The sequence below is a fragment of the Paraburkholderia sprentiae WSM5005 genome, from assembly GCF_001865575.2.
Taxonomy (GTDB): Bacteria; Pseudomonadota; Gammaproteobacteria; order Burkholderiales; family Burkholderiaceae; genus Paraburkholderia; species Paraburkholderia sprentiae.
Window position 1 is genome coordinate 3,422,878 of sequence record NZ_CP017561.2, and the last position, 14,806, is coordinate 3,437,683.

Genomic DNA, 14,806 nt, shown 5'->3' on the forward strand with positions numbered 1-14,806 from the left:
GTCACGCCATCCGTTTCAGTTTGGGATCGAGCGCGTCGCGCAGCCCGTCGCCGAGCAGGTTGATCGCCAGCACCGAGATCAGAATGGACAGGCCAGGCATCGTCACGATCCACCATGCGCTGTCGATGTAATCGCGCGCCGACGCGAGCATCGCGCCCCACTCCGCCGACGGCGGCTGCACGCCGAGGCCGAGGAAGCCGAGCGCGGCGGCATCGAGAATCGCCGACGAAAAGCCGAGCGTTGCCTGCACGATCAGCGGCGCAGTGCAGTTAGGCAGCACCTGCGAGAACATCAGCCGCAATGTGCTCGCACCCGCGACGCGCGACGCCGTCACATACTCCTTTTGCAACTCGCCCTGCGCCGACGCGCGTGTCAGACGCACGTAGCCCGGCAGCGCGACGATCGCGATCGCGAGCATCGTGTTGACCAGACCCGGACCGATGATCGCCACCACGGCGACCGCGAGCAACAGCGACGGCAGCGCGAGCAGCACGTCCATGATGCGCATGATCGGCGTGTCGGCCCATTTCTCGAAGAACGCGGCGACGAGGCCGAGCACGATGCCCGGAATCAACGCGAGCACCACCGACACGAAGCCGATCCAGAACGACAGCCGCGCGCCATACATCAGACGGGAGAGGATGTCGCGGCCCGCTTCGTCGGTGCCGAGAATGAACTTCCAGTTGCCGCCGTCGAGCCATGCGGGCGGGATCTTCACGAAGTCGCGGTACTGCTCGATCGGGCTGTGCGGCGCGATCAGCGGCGCGAAGATCGCGATGAAGACCAGCACCAGCACGATGACGCCCGCGCCGACCGCGCCGCGGTTGCGCGAGAAGTTCGCCCAGAATTCGCGTGCCGCGATGGCGCGGCCGCTCGGGGGGGTGACCGATTGCGGGACGGTGTTTTGAATGTCAGCCACGGTGATTTACCTCGTATGGCGAATGCGCGGGTTGAGCACGCCGTACAACAGATCGACGACGAGGTTCACGACGATCACCAGCGTCGCGATCAACAGGATACCGCCCTGCACGACCGGATAATCGCGCCGGCCGATCGCGTCGATCAGCCACTTGCCGATGCCGGGCCATGAAAACAGCGTTTCGGTCAGCACCGCGCCCGCAAGCAATGTGCCGACTTGCAGGCCGATCACGGTGACGACCGGAATCAGCGCATTGCGCAGCGCATGCACGACGATCACGCGTCCCGGCGACAAGCCCTTCGCGCGCGCGGTGCGGATGTAGTCCTCGCGCAGCACTTCGAGCATCGACGAGCGCGTCATGCGCGCGACGACCGCGAGTGGAATCGTGCCGAGCACGATCGCGGGCAGGATCAGATGGCTGAGCGCGGACCTGAACGCGCCTTCGTCGGTGGACATCAGCGAGTCGATCAGCATGAAGCCGGTCACGTGCGGAATGTCGTATTCGACCGCGATGCGGCCCGACACCGGCGTCAAGCCGAGCTTGACCGAAAACACCATGATCAGGATCAAGCCCCACCAGAAGATCGGCATCGAGTAGCCGGTCAGCGCGGTGCCCATCACGCCGTGATCGACCACCGTGCCGCGCCTCAGCGCGGCGAACACGCCCGCCGGCAGGCCGACGATCAGCGCGAACAGCATCGCGCAGAGCGACAGTTCGACGGTGGCGGGAAAGCGCGCGAGGAATTCGCTCATCACACTGGTGTTGGTGATGATCGACGTGCCGAGGTTGCCGTGCAGCGCGCGGCCGATGTAGTGGAAGTACTGCATTGGCAAGGGCTCGTCGAGCCCGAGGCGGTGCATCGCGGCCGCATGCATGGCCGGATCGACGCCGCGCTCGCCCATCATCACTTCGATGGGGTCGCCTGGGATCAGGTGAATCAGCGCGAACGCGAGGATCGTGATGCCGATGAACGTCGGGATCACCATGCCGATGCGGCGCAAAACGAAGCGGAACATGTTCGCTCCCATGGTACTGGTGATGAAAAAACGCAACCGGCGACGAGGGCTCGTGACCCCGGTCGCCGGACCATTTCGAGCAGTTTTCTAACCGTGCGAAAAGTGTACTGTGTTGCGGCGTACTTTTTGAACTTTACGGATTACTTGACGCTGACACCGTCGAAGCGCGCGTAGCCGAGCGGTTCGATGCGCATGTCGACCACCTTCTTGCTGACCGGCTGATACACGGTCGAGTGCGCGATCGGCGAGAACGGCAGTTGCTGCGCGAAAATATGCTGCGCGTCGCCGTAGATTTTCGTGCGCGCCGCCACGTCCGAGGTCGTGCGGCCCTTCTGGATCAGATCGTCGAACGGCTTATAGCACCACTTCGAGAAGTTGTTGCCGTTGATCGCCTCGCAGCCGAGCAGCGTGCCGAGCCAGTTGTCCGGATCGCCGTTGTCGCCGGTCCAGCCGATCAGCATCGAGTCGTCTTCGCCCGCGTGCGCGCGCTTGATGTACTCACCCCATTCGTACGTGACGATCTTCGCCTTCACGCCGATTTTCGCCCAGTCCGCCTGGATCATTTCCGCCATCAGACGCGCGTTCGGGTTGTACGCGCGCTGCACCGGCATCGCCCACAGCGTGAGCTCGAAGCCGTTCGGGTAGCCCGCCTTCGCGAGCAGATCCTTCGCTTTCGCCGGATCGTACGAGGCGGCCGGCAGGTTCTTGACGAACGACCATTGCGTCGGCGGCATCGGGTTCGTCGCGAGTTGCCCCGCGCCCTGGTAGACCGAGTCGATGATCGCCTTCTTGTTGATCGCCATGTCGAGCGCCTGACGCACTTCGAGCTTGTCGACCGGCTTGTGCGTCACGTTGTACGCGAGGTAGCCGAGGTTGAAGCCCGGCTGCGACGGCATATCGATGTTCGGCTCGGCCTTCAGCGGCGCGATGTCGGCCGGGCGCGGATAGCTCATGACCTGGCACTCGTCGCGCTTGATCTTCTGCACGCGCACGCCGGCGTCCGGCGTGATCGAGAAGATCAGCTTCGAGATCTTGACCGCGCCCGGCTTCCAGTAGTCCGGATTGCCGTCGAAGCGGATCGTCGCGTCCTTGGTGTAGCTGCGGAAGATGAACGGACCCGTGCCGACCGGGAACTGGTTGATGTCGGCGGCCTTGCCCGCCTTGAGCAGCTGATCCGCATATTCAGCCGACAGGATCGACGCGTATTCCATCGCCAGATTCTGGATGAACGGCGCGTTGACTTCCTTCAGCGTGAACTTGACCGTGTACGGGTCGACCTTCTCGACGCTCGTGATCAGCTTATCGAGGCCCATGTCGGTGAAGTACGGGAACTGCACCGGATACGCCTTGCGGAACGGCTGGTTCGGGTCGAGCATGCGCTCGAACGAAAAGATCACGTCGTCCGCATTGAATTCGCGCGTCGGCTTGAAGAACGAGGTGGTCTGGAACTTCACGCCGTGACGCAGATGGAACGTATAGGTCTTGCCATCGGGCGACACGTCCCACTTCTCGGCGAGGCCCGGCTCGACCTTGGTGCCGCCGCGCTCGAATTCGACGAGGCGGTTATAGACGGTGAACGTGTTGGCCGTGAAGTCGACGCCCGTCGTGTATTGGGCCGGATCGAAGCCCGCGGGACTGCCTTCGGAACAGTAAACGAGAGTCTTGTTCGGGATCCCAGCAGCCTGCGCGCTCGTCGCGCCCACCAGGGATGCCGCTGTGGCAGCGACGAGCGCAGCGACACGCGCGACGCGCAACAGATTGTTTTGCTTCATGTTTCCTCCAGGTTCAGGGCCGGCTTGCGCCAGCGTAGCGGGATATTACTTGAGCTTGGCCCGGCCACCAAGCGGAGCAAAATCCCTCGGTTGACGATAGGAAACACTTCGCGCAAACGTTTTGCCGCGGTTTTGCCACCAGCCGGGCCGGCCCGTTCGGGCCGCCCGGCGACGAAAGCGGGGCAATAAGGGCGCCGCGTCCGCTTACTTCAGTCCGACCTCCAGGAATTGTGTCGGCCCGAACGGATCGATCTTGAAGCCCGTCACGTTCTTGCTGATCGGCTGATAGACGGTCGAATGCGCGATCGGCGTGAACGGCACCTGGTCCTTGAAGATCTCCTGAGCCTGCGTATAGGCCTTGGTGCGATCGGCCATGTTGGTGGTGCTGCGGCCCTGCTTGATCAGATCGTCATAGGGCTTGTAGCACCACTTCGAGAAGTTGCTGCCGTTGACCGCGTCGCAGCCGAGCAACACGCCGAGCCAGTTGTCGGGGTCGCCGTAGTCACCCGTCCAGCCGATCAGCATCGCCTGATGCTCGCCGGCGTGCGCACGGCGAATGTACTCGCCCCACTCGTACGTGGCGATATTCACCTTGACGCCAATCTTGGCCCAGTCCGCCTGCAGCATTTCAGCCATCAGACGCGCGTTCGGGTTATACGGGCGCTGCACCGGCATTGCCCACAGCGTCAGTTCGAAGCCGTCCGGATAGCCCGCCTGCTTCAGCAGCGCTTTCGCCTTGTCGAGGTCGTACGGCGCGTCCTTCAGGTTCTTGTCGTAGCCCCATTGCGTCGGCGGCATCGGGTTGGTCGCGGCCTGGCCCGCGCCCTGGTAGACCGCGTCGATGATCGCCTTCTTGTTGACCGACATGTCGAGCGCGCGGCGCACGAGCACGTTGTCGAGCGGCTTTTTGGTCGTGTTGTACGCGATATAGCCAAGGTTGAAGCCCACTTCGCTCGGCATCGCAAGCGACGCATCGGCCTTCACGGTCGCGATGTCGGCCGGGCGCGGATAGCTCATCACCTGACATTCGCCGCGCTTCAGCTTTTGCAGGCGCACGGCCGGATCGACCGTGATCGCGAAGATCAGCTTGCTGACCTTTGCGACGCCCGGCTTCCAGTAATCGGGATTGCCGTCGAAGCGGATCGTGTCGTCCTTCGTGTAACTGCGGAAGATGAACGGACCGGTGCCGACCGGGTACTGATTGATGTCGGACGCCTTGCCCGCCTTCAATAGCTGATCCGTGTATTCGGCCGACAGGATCGACGCGAACGGCATCGCGATCTGCTGCAGGAACGGCGCGTCGACTTCCTTCAGCGTGAAGCGCACCGTGTACGGATCGACCTTCTCGATTTTGGCGATGTTCTTCGCGAGACCGAGGTCGTTGAAGTACGGGAAATTGACCGGATACGCCTTGCGGAACGGATTCTCGGGATCGAGCATGCGCTCGTAGGTGAACACGACGTCGTCCGCGTTGAATTCGCGGGTCGGCTTGAAGTACGAGGTGGTCTGGAATTTGACGCCGCGGCGCAGATGGAACGTATAGGTGAGGCCGTCGGGCGACACGTCCCATTTTTCGGCGAGGCCCGGCTCGATGTCCGTGCTGCCGTGCGCAAATTCGACGAGCCGGTTGTAGACCGTGTACGAGCCGGCGCTGAACTCGACGCTGGTCGTGTATTGCGCGGTATCGAAGCCCGCCGGGCTGCCTTCGGAGCAGAACACCAGCGTCTTGTCGGGCAGCGTGGCCGCGTGCGACGCGGTGGGCGCAAGGCCGCTCGTGGCGAGCGCGAGCGCGGCTAGAGCGGGCACGCAGAACTGGTGAAGCGCGAACAGTCCGTGTGCCGCAGTCTTTCTTGTCACTGTCATATCGTCCTCCGCACAGCAGCCGGGTTAGCTGCTTTTCGATGATAGACAGCCCAAAAATGAGCTTCAACAGGGACTTACCACGCTATTTGGGACAAATGTGACGCGCACGCCAGACTGGCGGAGACCGCGCGGCGGTTGGGGCCGCGCGGGAGCGGCTTTACACGCCAAGCCGATCGCAGATCGCCCTGGTCGACGCGGCGGCGTTCAGCGTATAGAAGTGCAGACCGGGCACCTTCGCGTCGACCAGCCGTCGACACAGATCCGTCACCACGTCGAGGCCGAACGCGCGGATCGACTCGCGGTCGTCGCCGAAGCTCTCGAGCCGGCGCGCGATCCAGCGCGGCACTTCGGCGCCGCACATTTCGGAGAAGCGCATCAACTGCGAGAAGTTCGTGATCGGCATGATGCCGGGCACGATCGGCACGTCGACGCCGAGCTGGCGCGCATCGTCGACGAAACGGAAGTACGCGTCCGCGTTGAAAAAGTACTGCGTGATGGCCGAGTTGGCGCCGGCTTTCACCTTGCGCGCGAAGTTTTCGAGATCGTGACGCGGCGAGCGCGCCTGCGGATGGTATTCCGGATAGCCCGCCACCTCGATCCAGAACCAGTCGCCGAACTCGGCACGGATGAAGCTGACCAGCTCCGACGCATAGCGCAGCTCGCCGAACGCGCCCATGCCCGAGGGCAGATCGCCGCGCAGCGCGACGATATGACGGATGCCATGCGCGCGGTACTCGCCCAGGATCGCGCGCAGGCTTTCCTTCGACGAGCCGATGCACGACAGATGCGGCGCCGCCTCGAGACCTTCCTTCGCCATATCGATGACGGTATCGAGCGTGCCTTGTTGGGTCGAGCCGCCGGCGCCGAACGTGACGGACACGAACTTGGGCTTGAGCGACACGAGTTCCGCGCGCGTCGCGCGCAGTTTGTCGATGCCTTCCTGCGTTTTCGGCGGGAAGAATTCGAATGAGAGTTCGATCGGATTCATAGTCGAAGAGGTCAACCTAGACTGCGGTTGCCGAAAATGAGCGCGGACAGCAGCCACGACACGATGCTGTACAGGATCGAGCCGAAGAACGCCGACCAGAAGCCCGACACCTCGAAACCCTTCAGCAGCGATGCGCACAGCCAGAAGCACAGCGCATTGACGACCAGAATGAAGAGTCCGAGCGTGAGGATCGTGACGGGCAGCGTCAGCAGGATCAGCACCGGCCGCAGAACCGCATTGATGAGACCGAGCACGATCGCGACGATCAGCGCGGTGCCGAAGCTACGGATATGGATCGACGGAACGATGTAGGTGATGATCAGCAGCGCGAGCGCGTTGATGAGCCAGGTCAGCAGCACGGTCATGTAGAACTCCTTTAAGCACCTGTGCGGAGAAGATATCCAGCAAACGGAAAGCGGCGCTGGCGAACAAAGCGGCGCATTGCGCGCCGCCCCGGGATCGGACCGTCAAGCTTGCACCGCCGCCCGTGCGGCCGGGCGCGCCGAAGCGCACCTCGGACCCGCGGGCGGGCGCATGCTTAGTAGCGGTAGTGGTTCGGCTTGAACGGACCGTTCTTGTCGACGCCGATGTAGCCGGCCTGCGCGTCGGACAGCACGGTCAGGTTCGCGCCGATGCGCGCCAGATGCAGACGCGCGACCTTCTCGTCGAGATGCTTCGGCAGCACGTACACCTTGTTTTCGTACTTCGCGCCCTGCGTGAACAGTTCGATCTGCGCGAGCGTCTGGTTCGTGAACGAGTTCGACATCACGAACGACGGGTGGCCCGTCGCGCAGCCGAGGTTCACGAGACGGCCTTCGGCCAGCAGGATCACGCGCTTGCCGTCCGGGAAAATGATGTGGTCGACTTGCGGCTTGATGTTTTCCCACTGGTACTGACGCGTCGACGCGACGTCGATTTCGGAGTCGAAGTGGCCGATGTTGCAGACGATCGCGTTGTGACGCATCGCCTTCATGTGATCGTGGTTGATCACGTGGTAGTTGCCGGTCGCGGTCACGAAGATGTCGGCCTTGTCGGCCGCGTATTCCATCGTCACGACGCGGTAGCCTTCCATGGCCGCTTGCAGCGCGCAGATCGGATCGATTTCGGTGACCCACACGGTCGCGCCCAGACCGCGCAGCGATTGCGCGCAGCCCTTGCCCACGTCGCCGTAACCGGCCACGACCGCGATCTTGCCCGCGATCATCACGTCGGTCGCGCGCTTGATGCCGTCGACGAGCGACTCACGGCAGCCATACAGGTTGTCGAACTTCGACTTCGTGACCGAGTCGTTGACGTTGATGGCCGGGAACGGCAGGCGGCCTTCCTTTTCCATCTGGTACAGACGGTGCACGCCCGTGGTGGTTTCTTCGGTGACGCCCTTGATTGCCGCGAGGCGCTTCGAGTACCACGTCGGGTCGATCTGGAGGTGCGCGGCGATCGACTTGTACAGCGCGATTTCTTCCTCGTTGGTCGGCTTGGCGATCACCGAGCGGTCTTTCTCGGCCTTCGAGCCGAGGATCAGCAGCAGCGTCGCGTCGCCGCCGTCGTCGAGAATCATGTTGGCGAACTCGCCGTTCGGCCATTCGAAGATGCGATGCGAGAACTCCCAGTATTCGTCGAGCGATTCGCCCTTGAACGCGAACACCGGCGTGCCGGCCTGCGCGATCGCGGCGGCGGCATGGTCCTGGGTCGAAAAAATGTTGCACGAGGCCCAGCGCACATCCGCGCCGAGCGCGGTCAGCGTTTCGATCAGCACGCCGGTCTGGATCGTCATGTGCAGCGAGCCGGCGATGCGCGCGCCCTTCAGCGGCTGCTGCGCCTGGTACTCTTCGCGCGTCTGCATGAGGCCGGGCATTTCCGTCTCGGCGATCGTGAGTTCCTTGCGGCCCCATGCGGCGAGCGACATGTCGGCGACAACGTAATCCTGGTTCTGGGAATCGATGACTGCGGCGTTCATCACGCCCTCCTTTCTAAGAAAATGACTAGAAATGTGACGTGAGCGCGGTTTGAGGCAGCGTTCGGAATCGCGCGGGGCGCTTCATGCTGCCGATTGAAGCCTTCGAGCCTGGCAGGCGGCCGGCGAATGCGGATTCGCGGTACCCGTCGCAACGCTCCTCGAAGACGAACGGCGATTGTAGCAAATCGAGATGACTTCGGCGCGCGCGTGGCTCGACGTCGCGCGCGAAACGCTGCGGACGCAAGCCAGCGCCGATTTCATGCCCGGCCCGGGGATCGGCTTCGATGCAATCGCAGCGCCGGATGGAACGCAGACGTCCGCAGGCGAGTGACGCGCGGTGGGCGGCTACGTCGCGCAGGCTGCATTTGCCGAGCTTCGCGCCAGCGACGGCGGCTTCCTGACAGAGCGATCCCTCTAAGCGCCGGCGGCATCGCGCCCCTTATGATGAAAGGCGTGCACGGCTCGCGCGGGCGGCCGTCCGCCGAGCGCGCCCGGCACTCAAACGTGGCGCGAACCGCGCCCTCTTCCCGCATGCGGCGTCACGTGCGGCGCTCGAACCGGCGCCTCGAAGCGCATCGTGGATCGCCGTCGGCAAAGCGGCGCACAATAGACAAAGCACGGAGACAGCAGATGGAACGGCACGGCTTCGGCCAAACGCACGACGTGACGAATCAGGCACCGCCACTCGCGAACTACAACCTGTTCGCGAGCGACGCCGCTTTGAGCGCGGCCGTCGATCGCGACGGCGCGAGCTGGCATCGCGACGCGCTGCTGCGGCACGGCGCGGCGCTGACGACGCCCGACACGCTCGCGCTCGCCGAACTCGCCAATCGGCATACGCCGGAGCTGGTCACGCATAGTCCGCGCGGCGAGCGCATCGACGCGCTCGAGTTTCATCCCGCGTGGCACCAGCTGCTCGCGCTGCTGCGCCGCGAAGGGCTGCACGCGCTGCCGTTTTCCGATCCGCGAAGCGGCGCGATGGCCGCGCGCTGCGCCGGCTACTTCATGCATGCGCAGATCGAATCGGGCTCACTGTGTCCGCTGACGATGACGTTCGCGAGCATCCCGGTGTTACAGCGCGAACCCGCGCTGTTCGACACGCTGCGCGAGCCGCTGTACACGCGCGAGCACGATCCGCGCGACGTGCCGCTCGCGCAGAAGCGCTCGGCGATGATCGGCATGGGCATGACCGAGAAACAGGGCGGCTCGGACGTGCGCAGCAACCAGACGCGCGCGTATGCGCTCGATGGTGCCGGCGGGCGCGGCGGCGCCTACCGGCTCGTCGGCCATAAGTGGTTTTTCTCGGCGCCGCAGTGCGACGCGCATCTGGTGCTCGCGCGCACCGACACGCAAGAGGGGCTGTCGTGCTTTTTCGTGCCACGTTTTGCGCCCGACGGCAGCAAGAACGCGGTGCACATCCAGCGTCTGAAGGACAAGCTCGGCAATCGCTCCAACGCAAGCAGCGAAGTCGAATTTCTCGACGCGTACGGCATGATGATCGGCGACGAAGGACGCGGCGTGCCAACCATCATCGAGATGGCGAGCTACACGCGGCTCGATTGCGTGATCGGCAGCGCCGCGCTGATGCGCGCCGCGCTCGTCCAGGCGATCCATCATGCACGGCATCGCAGCGCGTTCGGCCGGCATCTCGCCGAGCAGCCGCTGATGCGCAACGTGCTCGCCGATCTCGCGCTCGAATCCGAGGCGGCGACAGTGCTGTTCATGCGTCTTGCGCGGGCGTTCGAGCCATCCGCCGACGCGTCCTCCGCTTCGTCGGCCGAACGCGCGTGGCGGCGCATCGTTACGCCGGCCGCGAAGTACTGGGTCTGCAAGCGCGCGCTCGAATTCACCGGCGAGGCGATGGAAGTCTGGGGCGGCAACGGCTACGTCGAAACCGGACCGATGGCGCGCTTCTATCGCGAGGCGCCCGTCAATTCGATCTGGGAAGGCTCGGGCAACGTGATGTGCCTCGACGTGCTGCGCGCGATGGAGCGCGAGCCGCAAGCCGCGCAGGCGCTGTTCGCCGCATGGCAGGACGTCGCGCGCGTGCATCCGGCGTTGGGCACGGCACTCGGGCGTCTCGCCGCGACGCTGAACGGACCGGCGCAACAGCGCGAGGCGTCGGCACGACGCATCGCGCAGCAGATCGTGCTGATCGCGCAGGCGACCCTGCTCGTGCAACACGCGCCCGCCGCTGTCGCCGACGCGTTCATCGCGACGCGTCTCGCCGACGGCTGCGGCGAAAGCGGTCGCGTGTACGGCACGCTGCCGGCCACGTTCGATCACGCCGCGATCGTCGAGCGCGCGTTTCCCGCCTAAGCGCGACGGGCGCCCAAACCCCGAGCGCACGCTCGCAACACCGACGCAAGCTCAAACCAATAAGCGCGCTCGACGCGCATCGTCATGCATCAGGGAGTGGACGCATATGAAGAACGATCTGCCGGAGCTCGCCGCGCTGGAAGCGCTGTTGCGCGATCAACGTCATGCGTATCTGCGCGCGCCGTATCCGTCGTGGGACACGCGCGCGACGCATCTGCGCGCGCTGCGCAAGCTGATGCTCGACAATCGCGACGCGCTTGCCGACGCGATGCACGCGGACTTCGGCAATCGCGCGAAGCAAGAGGTGCTGCTCGCCGAATTCGTGCTCGTGAAGGAAGAGATCGACGCCGCGCTGCGCCGCGGCAAGCACTGGATGAAAGCGCAGCGCCGCAGCACCAACAAGTGGCTGCTGCCGGCGCGCGCCAAGGTCGTGCCGCAGCCGCTGGGCGTGGTCGGCATCATCGTGCCGTGGAATTATCCGGTGCTGCTCGCGGTCGGGCCGTTGATCAGCGCGCTGACGGCCGGCAATCGCGCGATCATCAAGATGTCCGAGTTGACGCCGCGCACCTCGGCGCTGTTCGAGCAGCTGATCGGCCAGACGTTCGCGCGCAATCACGTCGCGGTCGTCAACGGTGACGCGGCGCTCGCCGCCGCGTTCAGCGCACAGCCGTTCGATCATCTGCTGTTCACCGGCTCGACGAAGGTCGGTCACCAGGTGATGCGCGCGGCGGCCGAGCATCTGACGCCGGTCACGCTCGAACTCGGCGGCAAGTCGCCGGCGCTGATCGGCGCGCATGCCCGTTTCGACAACGCGGTCGACAACCTGGTCGCCGGCAAAACGCTGAACGCGGGGCAAACCTGTGTCGCGCCGGACTACGTGCTGGTGCCGCGCGGCAAGGAGCAGGCGTTCATCGAACGGGCGCGCGCGCGCATGGCGCGGATGTATCCGCAATTCGCGCAGAATCCGGACTACACGTCGATTATTTCGGCGCGGCACTTCGAGCGGCTCGAACGGCTCGCCGACGAAGTGCGGGCCGCCGGCGCGCAGTTGCATCCGCTGACCGACGCGACGCCCGATGCCGCGAGCCGGCGCTTTCCGCCGGTCGCCGTGACCGGCGCGCCGGACGATTGCGCGCTGATGCAGGAGGAGATTTTTGGGCCGCTGCTGCCGCTCGTGCCGTACGACACGCTCGACGACGCGATCGCGTGGATCAATGCGCGGCCGCGACCGCTGGCGCTCTATCTGTATGCCGACGATGCGCGGACGGTCGAGCGTGTCACGCATGAGACGATTGCCGGCGGCATGGCGGTCAACGAGACGCTGATGCATCTTGCGTGTGAGAGTTTGCCGTTCGGCGGGGTTGGGGCGAGTGGGATGGGGGCGTACCACGGGTACGAGGGGTTCGTCACGTTTTCGAAGATGAAACCGGTGCTGATGCAATCGCGGTGGAATGCGCGGGGGTTGATCGCGCCGCCGTATGGGTGGCGCGTGAACGCGGTGTTGAAGGTGATGATGAGGGTTTGATTTGCCCTTCGGGCGGGGGGGTTTTTCGTTCTGGCTTGGTTGCCTTTCCTTGCTTTGTTATCGGTCTATTGGTGTTGCCCCTGTGCGGGGCGGCACCTACTTTCTTTGCTGCTGCAAAGAAAGTAGGCAAAGAAGACAGCTTTACACCGCCAGCTCTTAAGCGGGTCCCCTGGCTTGGAGGGGGTAGTGGTGCATCTGGAATCCGTGCCCCCGCACATTCGACGGCAGTGACAAAGCCGTCATTCTTCCCACTTCGCACTGCGTGCGTCGTGGACGGGTCTGCCAGGGAAACCGACCGATGGTTTGGGAACGGGGTTTCGGCGCGCGCAGCGCCGCCGGAAGAATGACTGCCTTGTCACAAGCGCCGAATGGGCGGGAGCACGGATTCCAGATGCACCACTGCCGGAGGCGGACCGAGGGACCCGCTTAAGAATTTGCGGTGTGAGCTGTCTTCTTTGCCTACTTTCTTTGCAGCAGCAAAGAAAGTAGGTGCCGCCCCGCACAGGGGCAACGCCAATAGACCGACAAGAAATCAAGGAAAGGCCAACAAGGCCAGAACAACGAAAGACACAACCAGGCCAGAACAACGACAAAAAACCGCCGCCCTACCGAAGGGCACCACGTCCCTCTTCCCCCAAATCAGTAGCAACAACATCAACCACATCCCCCGCGCCAGCGCCATCCCCCGGCTCGGCGTCAGCGCCGCTCTCCAGCCGATGCAACCAGGCCAACAACTCAGCGACAGCCTGATAAAGCTGCGGTGGAATCCGCGCATCCAGATCGACCTGCATCAGCAACGACACCATCTCGGGCGCCTCGTGCACATACAGCCCCGCTTCCTTGGCGCGCTGCACGATCATCTCGGCGAGCAGCCCATATCCCTTCGCGACCACTCGCGGCGCCGGCTCACCGCCCTGCTTGTCGTACACGAGCGCAGCCGCGCTGCGGCGATGGGTGCGGCTCATCAAATGTCCCAATCGAAGTCGTCGCGCGACGCGGTGCTCGACCCCGCCGACGCAGTGACAGCCGCGGCCGCCGAACGCGCATAGGCGGATGCCGCCTGCGCCCCCGCCGCCGACGCGCCCGCCGCCGACGCGCCCGCCGCCGTGCCCGGTGCACCGCCGCCGATCTCGCGAATCGTCAACACCTGTAACTCGATTCCCGCCGCCGCGAGCCGCTGACGAAATCCGTCACCTTGCATCGCGAGCCGGGCAGCGCCCCGCGGGCTCGCCTGCACGCGCGCGGTGAGCCGCATGCCGGTCAGCGTGAGTTCGGCGTCGACGGTGCCCAGCGTCGGCAGCGACAGCGTCAGGCGTGTGCGCCACGGCTGGTCGTCCTCGCTCGCGACGCCGCCGCCGCTGCGGTCCCATTCGTCGCCGTCCTGCTCGATCGTCCAATCGAGACGCGCACCGGGCCACGCCTCGCCGGTCCAGCGAAACTGCCCGGTCGCGAGCAGATCGAGCTGCTGGCGCACGAGCGGCACGGTCGCCGGATGCACCGCGGCCGCCATCGCCTGCGCGTGTTGTGATGAACCGGCGTCGGCCGCTTGCGGCGTCCCGCCGTGCAGCCCCGTATGCGTGGACTGGCCGTTCAGGTCGGAGACCGAATTGGCCAGCAGTTCGCCGGCCACGAGGCGCGCGGCCTGCGCGTTCAGGATCGACGGCATCGCGTGTGCGGCGGGGCTGTTGTCAGCGGCGTTCGGTGCGCCGCGTGGCGTTGCCGCGGAGGCGCCGTTCGCCGAGGCGAACCACGCGTTCGCGTCGCCATCGTCGGCGCTCCAGTCGGAGGGCAATGGCGACTGCGCGACTAGTTGGTTCTGCGCCTCGTGCGACAGCTCGGCCGGCGAGCGCTGACCGATCAGCCATGCCGCGAGATGCGCCTCGTAGAACAGGCCGCTGTCGGCAATCGTTCGTTCCAGAGCGGCCGCTAGCGCCGCAACCGGCACCTCGCTCGCCGCCACGCTCGCCGTGGCAGCTGCCGTTGCGTTGGCAGCAGGGTCGGGATTGAGGGTGAAAGCAGCGGTGGAAGCAGCGGTGGAATTGGCGACAGCGGTGCTACCGGCCGCATCGCTCAGCGGCAAGCCCTCGAGGGCGACCTCGAGTGCCGGCGCCATCGCCCAGATCGGCGCGCGACCGAGCACGGCGGGTGTCGCCTCGCCGCCTGAATGCGCGATCGCGTTCAAGGTCAGCGCGACCGCCGACAGCGCGGTCTGCGCGGACGGCTGCGGCGCGGGCGTGGCGTTCACAGGCGCCGCGGCCGGTACGGTATCGACGCCGGCCGCGCCGGCTTGCGAGGTGGTCGCAGTGCCAGGCGCGATGCCGAGCAGACTGTCGATCCGGCTCGACAGCACTGAAGCGAGGGCCGAATCGATTCCGTTCATGCCGGTTCCTTGGTCGCATCCGCGGCAACCCGCGCGATGCTCTGATTGCTTCGATCCTGCAGACGC

General features: G+C 65.0%; 12 protein-coding genes and 1 riboswitch. Of the genes, 3 read left to right on the plus strand and 9 right to left on the minus strand.

Going from position 1 to position 14,806, the window contains the following annotated elements:
* Position 1 precedes the first annotated feature (1 nt).
* From BJG93_RS15710 to ahcY, 7 genes are all read right to left on the minus strand, one after another.
* Positions 2 to 919 (minus strand): ABC transporter permease subunit, encoded by a 918-nt coding sequence (locus BJG93_RS15710; protein ID WP_027199152.1) that lies wholly within the window; start codon positions 917 to 919, stop codon positions 2 to 4.
* Positions 920 to 925: 6 nt separating this feature from the next.
* Positions 926 to 1,936, minus strand: coding sequence for an ABC transporter permease subunit (locus BJG93_RS15715; RefSeq protein WP_027199153.1), 1,011 nt, complete (start codon positions 1,934 to 1,936; stop codon positions 926 to 928).
* A gap of 140 nt (positions 1,937 to 2,076) precedes the next feature.
* The gene (locus BJG93_RS15720; protein WP_027199154.1) at positions 2,077 to 3,708 is read right to left on the minus strand and encodes an ABC transporter substrate-binding protein; all 1,632 of its coding nucleotides are present in this window, start codon (positions 3,706 to 3,708) and stop codon (positions 2,077 to 2,079) included.
* A gap of 204 nt (positions 3,709 to 3,912) precedes the next feature.
* Positions 3,913 to 5,571 (minus strand): ABC transporter substrate-binding protein, encoded by a 1,659-nt coding sequence (locus BJG93_RS15725; protein WP_027199155.1) that lies wholly within the window; start codon positions 5,569 to 5,571, stop codon positions 3,913 to 3,915.
* A 157-nt stretch (positions 5,572 to 5,728) separates the two neighbouring features.
* Positions 5,729 to 6,559 carry a methylenetetrahydrofolate reductase [NAD(P)H] gene (gene metF / locus BJG93_RS15730; protein ID WP_027199156.1) on the minus strand — a complete coding sequence of 277 codons (831 nt, stop codon included), beginning with the start codon at positions 6,557 to 6,559 and terminating at the stop codon, positions 5,729 to 5,731.
* 11 nt (positions 6,560 to 6,570) lie between these two features.
* The gene (locus BJG93_RS15735; RefSeq protein WP_027199157.1) at positions 6,571 to 6,924 is read right to left on the minus strand and encodes a phage holin family protein; all 354 of its coding nucleotides are present in this window, start codon (positions 6,922 to 6,924) and stop codon (positions 6,571 to 6,573) included.
* Positions 6,925 to 7,097: 173 nt separating this feature from the next.
* Entirely contained in the window at positions 7,098 to 8,516 is a 1,419-nt protein-coding gene (gene ahcY, locus BJG93_RS15740) for an adenosylhomocysteinase (RefSeq protein WP_027199158.1), read from the minus strand.
* 33 nt (positions 8,517 to 8,549) lie between these two features.
* A riboswitch (S-adenosyl-L-homocysteine riboswitch) is annotated at positions 8,550 to 8,682 on the minus strand.
* Between the two features lie 24 nt (positions 8,683 to 8,706).
* Between ahcY and BJG93_RS15745 the strand changes: the two genes are divergently transcribed.
* The 3 genes from BJG93_RS15745 (at position 8,707) to BJG93_RS15755 (ending at position 12,360) form a co-directional block, all read left to right on the plus strand.
* The gene (locus BJG93_RS15745) at positions 8,707 to 8,847 is read left to right on the plus strand and encodes a hypothetical protein (protein ID WP_231337408.1); all 141 of its coding nucleotides are present in this window, start codon (positions 8,707 to 8,709) and stop codon (positions 8,845 to 8,847) included.
* A gap of 299 nt (positions 8,848 to 9,146) precedes the next feature.
* The gene (locus BJG93_RS15750; RefSeq protein ID WP_027199159.1) at positions 9,147 to 10,835 is read left to right on the plus strand and encodes an isovaleryl-CoA dehydrogenase; all 1,689 of its coding nucleotides are present in this window, start codon (positions 9,147 to 9,149) and stop codon (positions 10,833 to 10,835) included.
* A 106-nt stretch (positions 10,836 to 10,941) separates the two neighbouring features.
* Positions 10,942 to 12,360: a coniferyl aldehyde dehydrogenase gene (locus BJG93_RS15755; RefSeq protein ID WP_027199160.1), complete on the plus strand. Its 1,419-nt coding sequence runs from the start codon at positions 10,942 to 10,944 to the stop codon at positions 12,358 to 12,360.
* A gap of 605 nt (positions 12,361 to 12,965) precedes the next feature.
* On the opposite strand, the gene BJG93_RS15760 is transcribed toward BJG93_RS15755, so the two are convergent.
* Both BJG93_RS15760 and fliK read right to left on the minus strand, forming a co-directional pair.
* Positions 12,966 to 13,325 carry an EscU/YscU/HrcU family type III secretion system export apparatus switch protein gene (locus BJG93_RS15760; protein WP_071336575.1) on the minus strand — a complete coding sequence of 120 codons (360 nt, stop codon included), beginning with the start codon at positions 13,323 to 13,325 and terminating at the stop codon, positions 12,966 to 12,968.
* On the minus strand, positions 13,325 to 14,740 hold the full coding sequence (gene fliK / locus BJG93_RS15765; RefSeq protein WP_071336574.1) for a flagellar hook-length control protein FliK: 1,416 nt from the start codon (positions 14,738 to 14,740) through the stop codon (positions 13,325 to 13,327). The genes BJG93_RS15760 and fliK overlap by 1 nt, the downstream gene beginning before the upstream one ends.
* Positions 14,741 to 14,806 lie beyond the last annotated feature (66 nt).

Excerpts from the sequence above, each read along its gene's own strand:
- BJG93_RS15715 (WP_027199153.1), bottom strand. The coding sequence starts at position 1,936 with ATGTTCCGCTTCGTTTTGCGCCGCATCGGCATGGTGATCCCGACGTTC.
- BJG93_RS15720 (WP_027199154.1), bottom strand. The coding sequence starts at position 3,708 with ATGAAGCAAAACAATCTGTTGCGCGTCGCGCGTGTCGCTGCGCTCGTC.
- BJG93_RS15725 (WP_027199155.1), bottom strand. The coding sequence starts at position 5,571 with ATGACAGTGACAAGAAAGACTGCGGCACACGGACTGTTCGCGCTTCAC.
- metF (WP_027199156.1), bottom strand. The coding sequence starts at position 6,559 with ATGAATCCGATCGAACTCTCATTCGAATTCTTCCCGCCGAAAACGCAG.
- BJG93_RS15735 (WP_027199157.1), bottom strand. The coding sequence starts at position 6,924 with ATGACCGTGCTGCTGACCTGGCTCATCAACGCGCTCGCGCTGCTGATC.
- ahcY (WP_027199158.1), bottom strand. The coding sequence starts at position 8,516 with ATGAACGCCGCAGTCATCGATTCCCAGAACCAGGATTACGTTGTCGCC.
- BJG93_RS15745 (WP_231337408.1), top strand. The coding sequence starts at position 8,707 with ATGACTTCGGCGCGCGCGTGGCTCGACGTCGCGCGCGAAACGCTGCGG.
- BJG93_RS15750 (WP_027199159.1), top strand. The coding sequence starts at position 9,147 with ATGGAACGGCACGGCTTCGGCCAAACGCACGACGTGACGAATCAGGCA.
- BJG93_RS15755 (WP_027199160.1), top strand. The coding sequence starts at position 10,942 with ATGAAGAACGATCTGCCGGAGCTCGCCGCGCTGGAAGCGCTGTTGCGC.
- BJG93_RS15760 (WP_071336575.1), bottom strand. The coding sequence starts at position 13,325 with ATGAGCCGCACCCATCGCCGCAGCGCGGCTGCGCTCGTGTACGACAAG.
- fliK (WP_071336574.1), bottom strand. The coding sequence starts at position 14,740 with ATGAACGGAATCGATTCGGCCCTCGCTTCAGTGCTGTCGAGCCGGATC.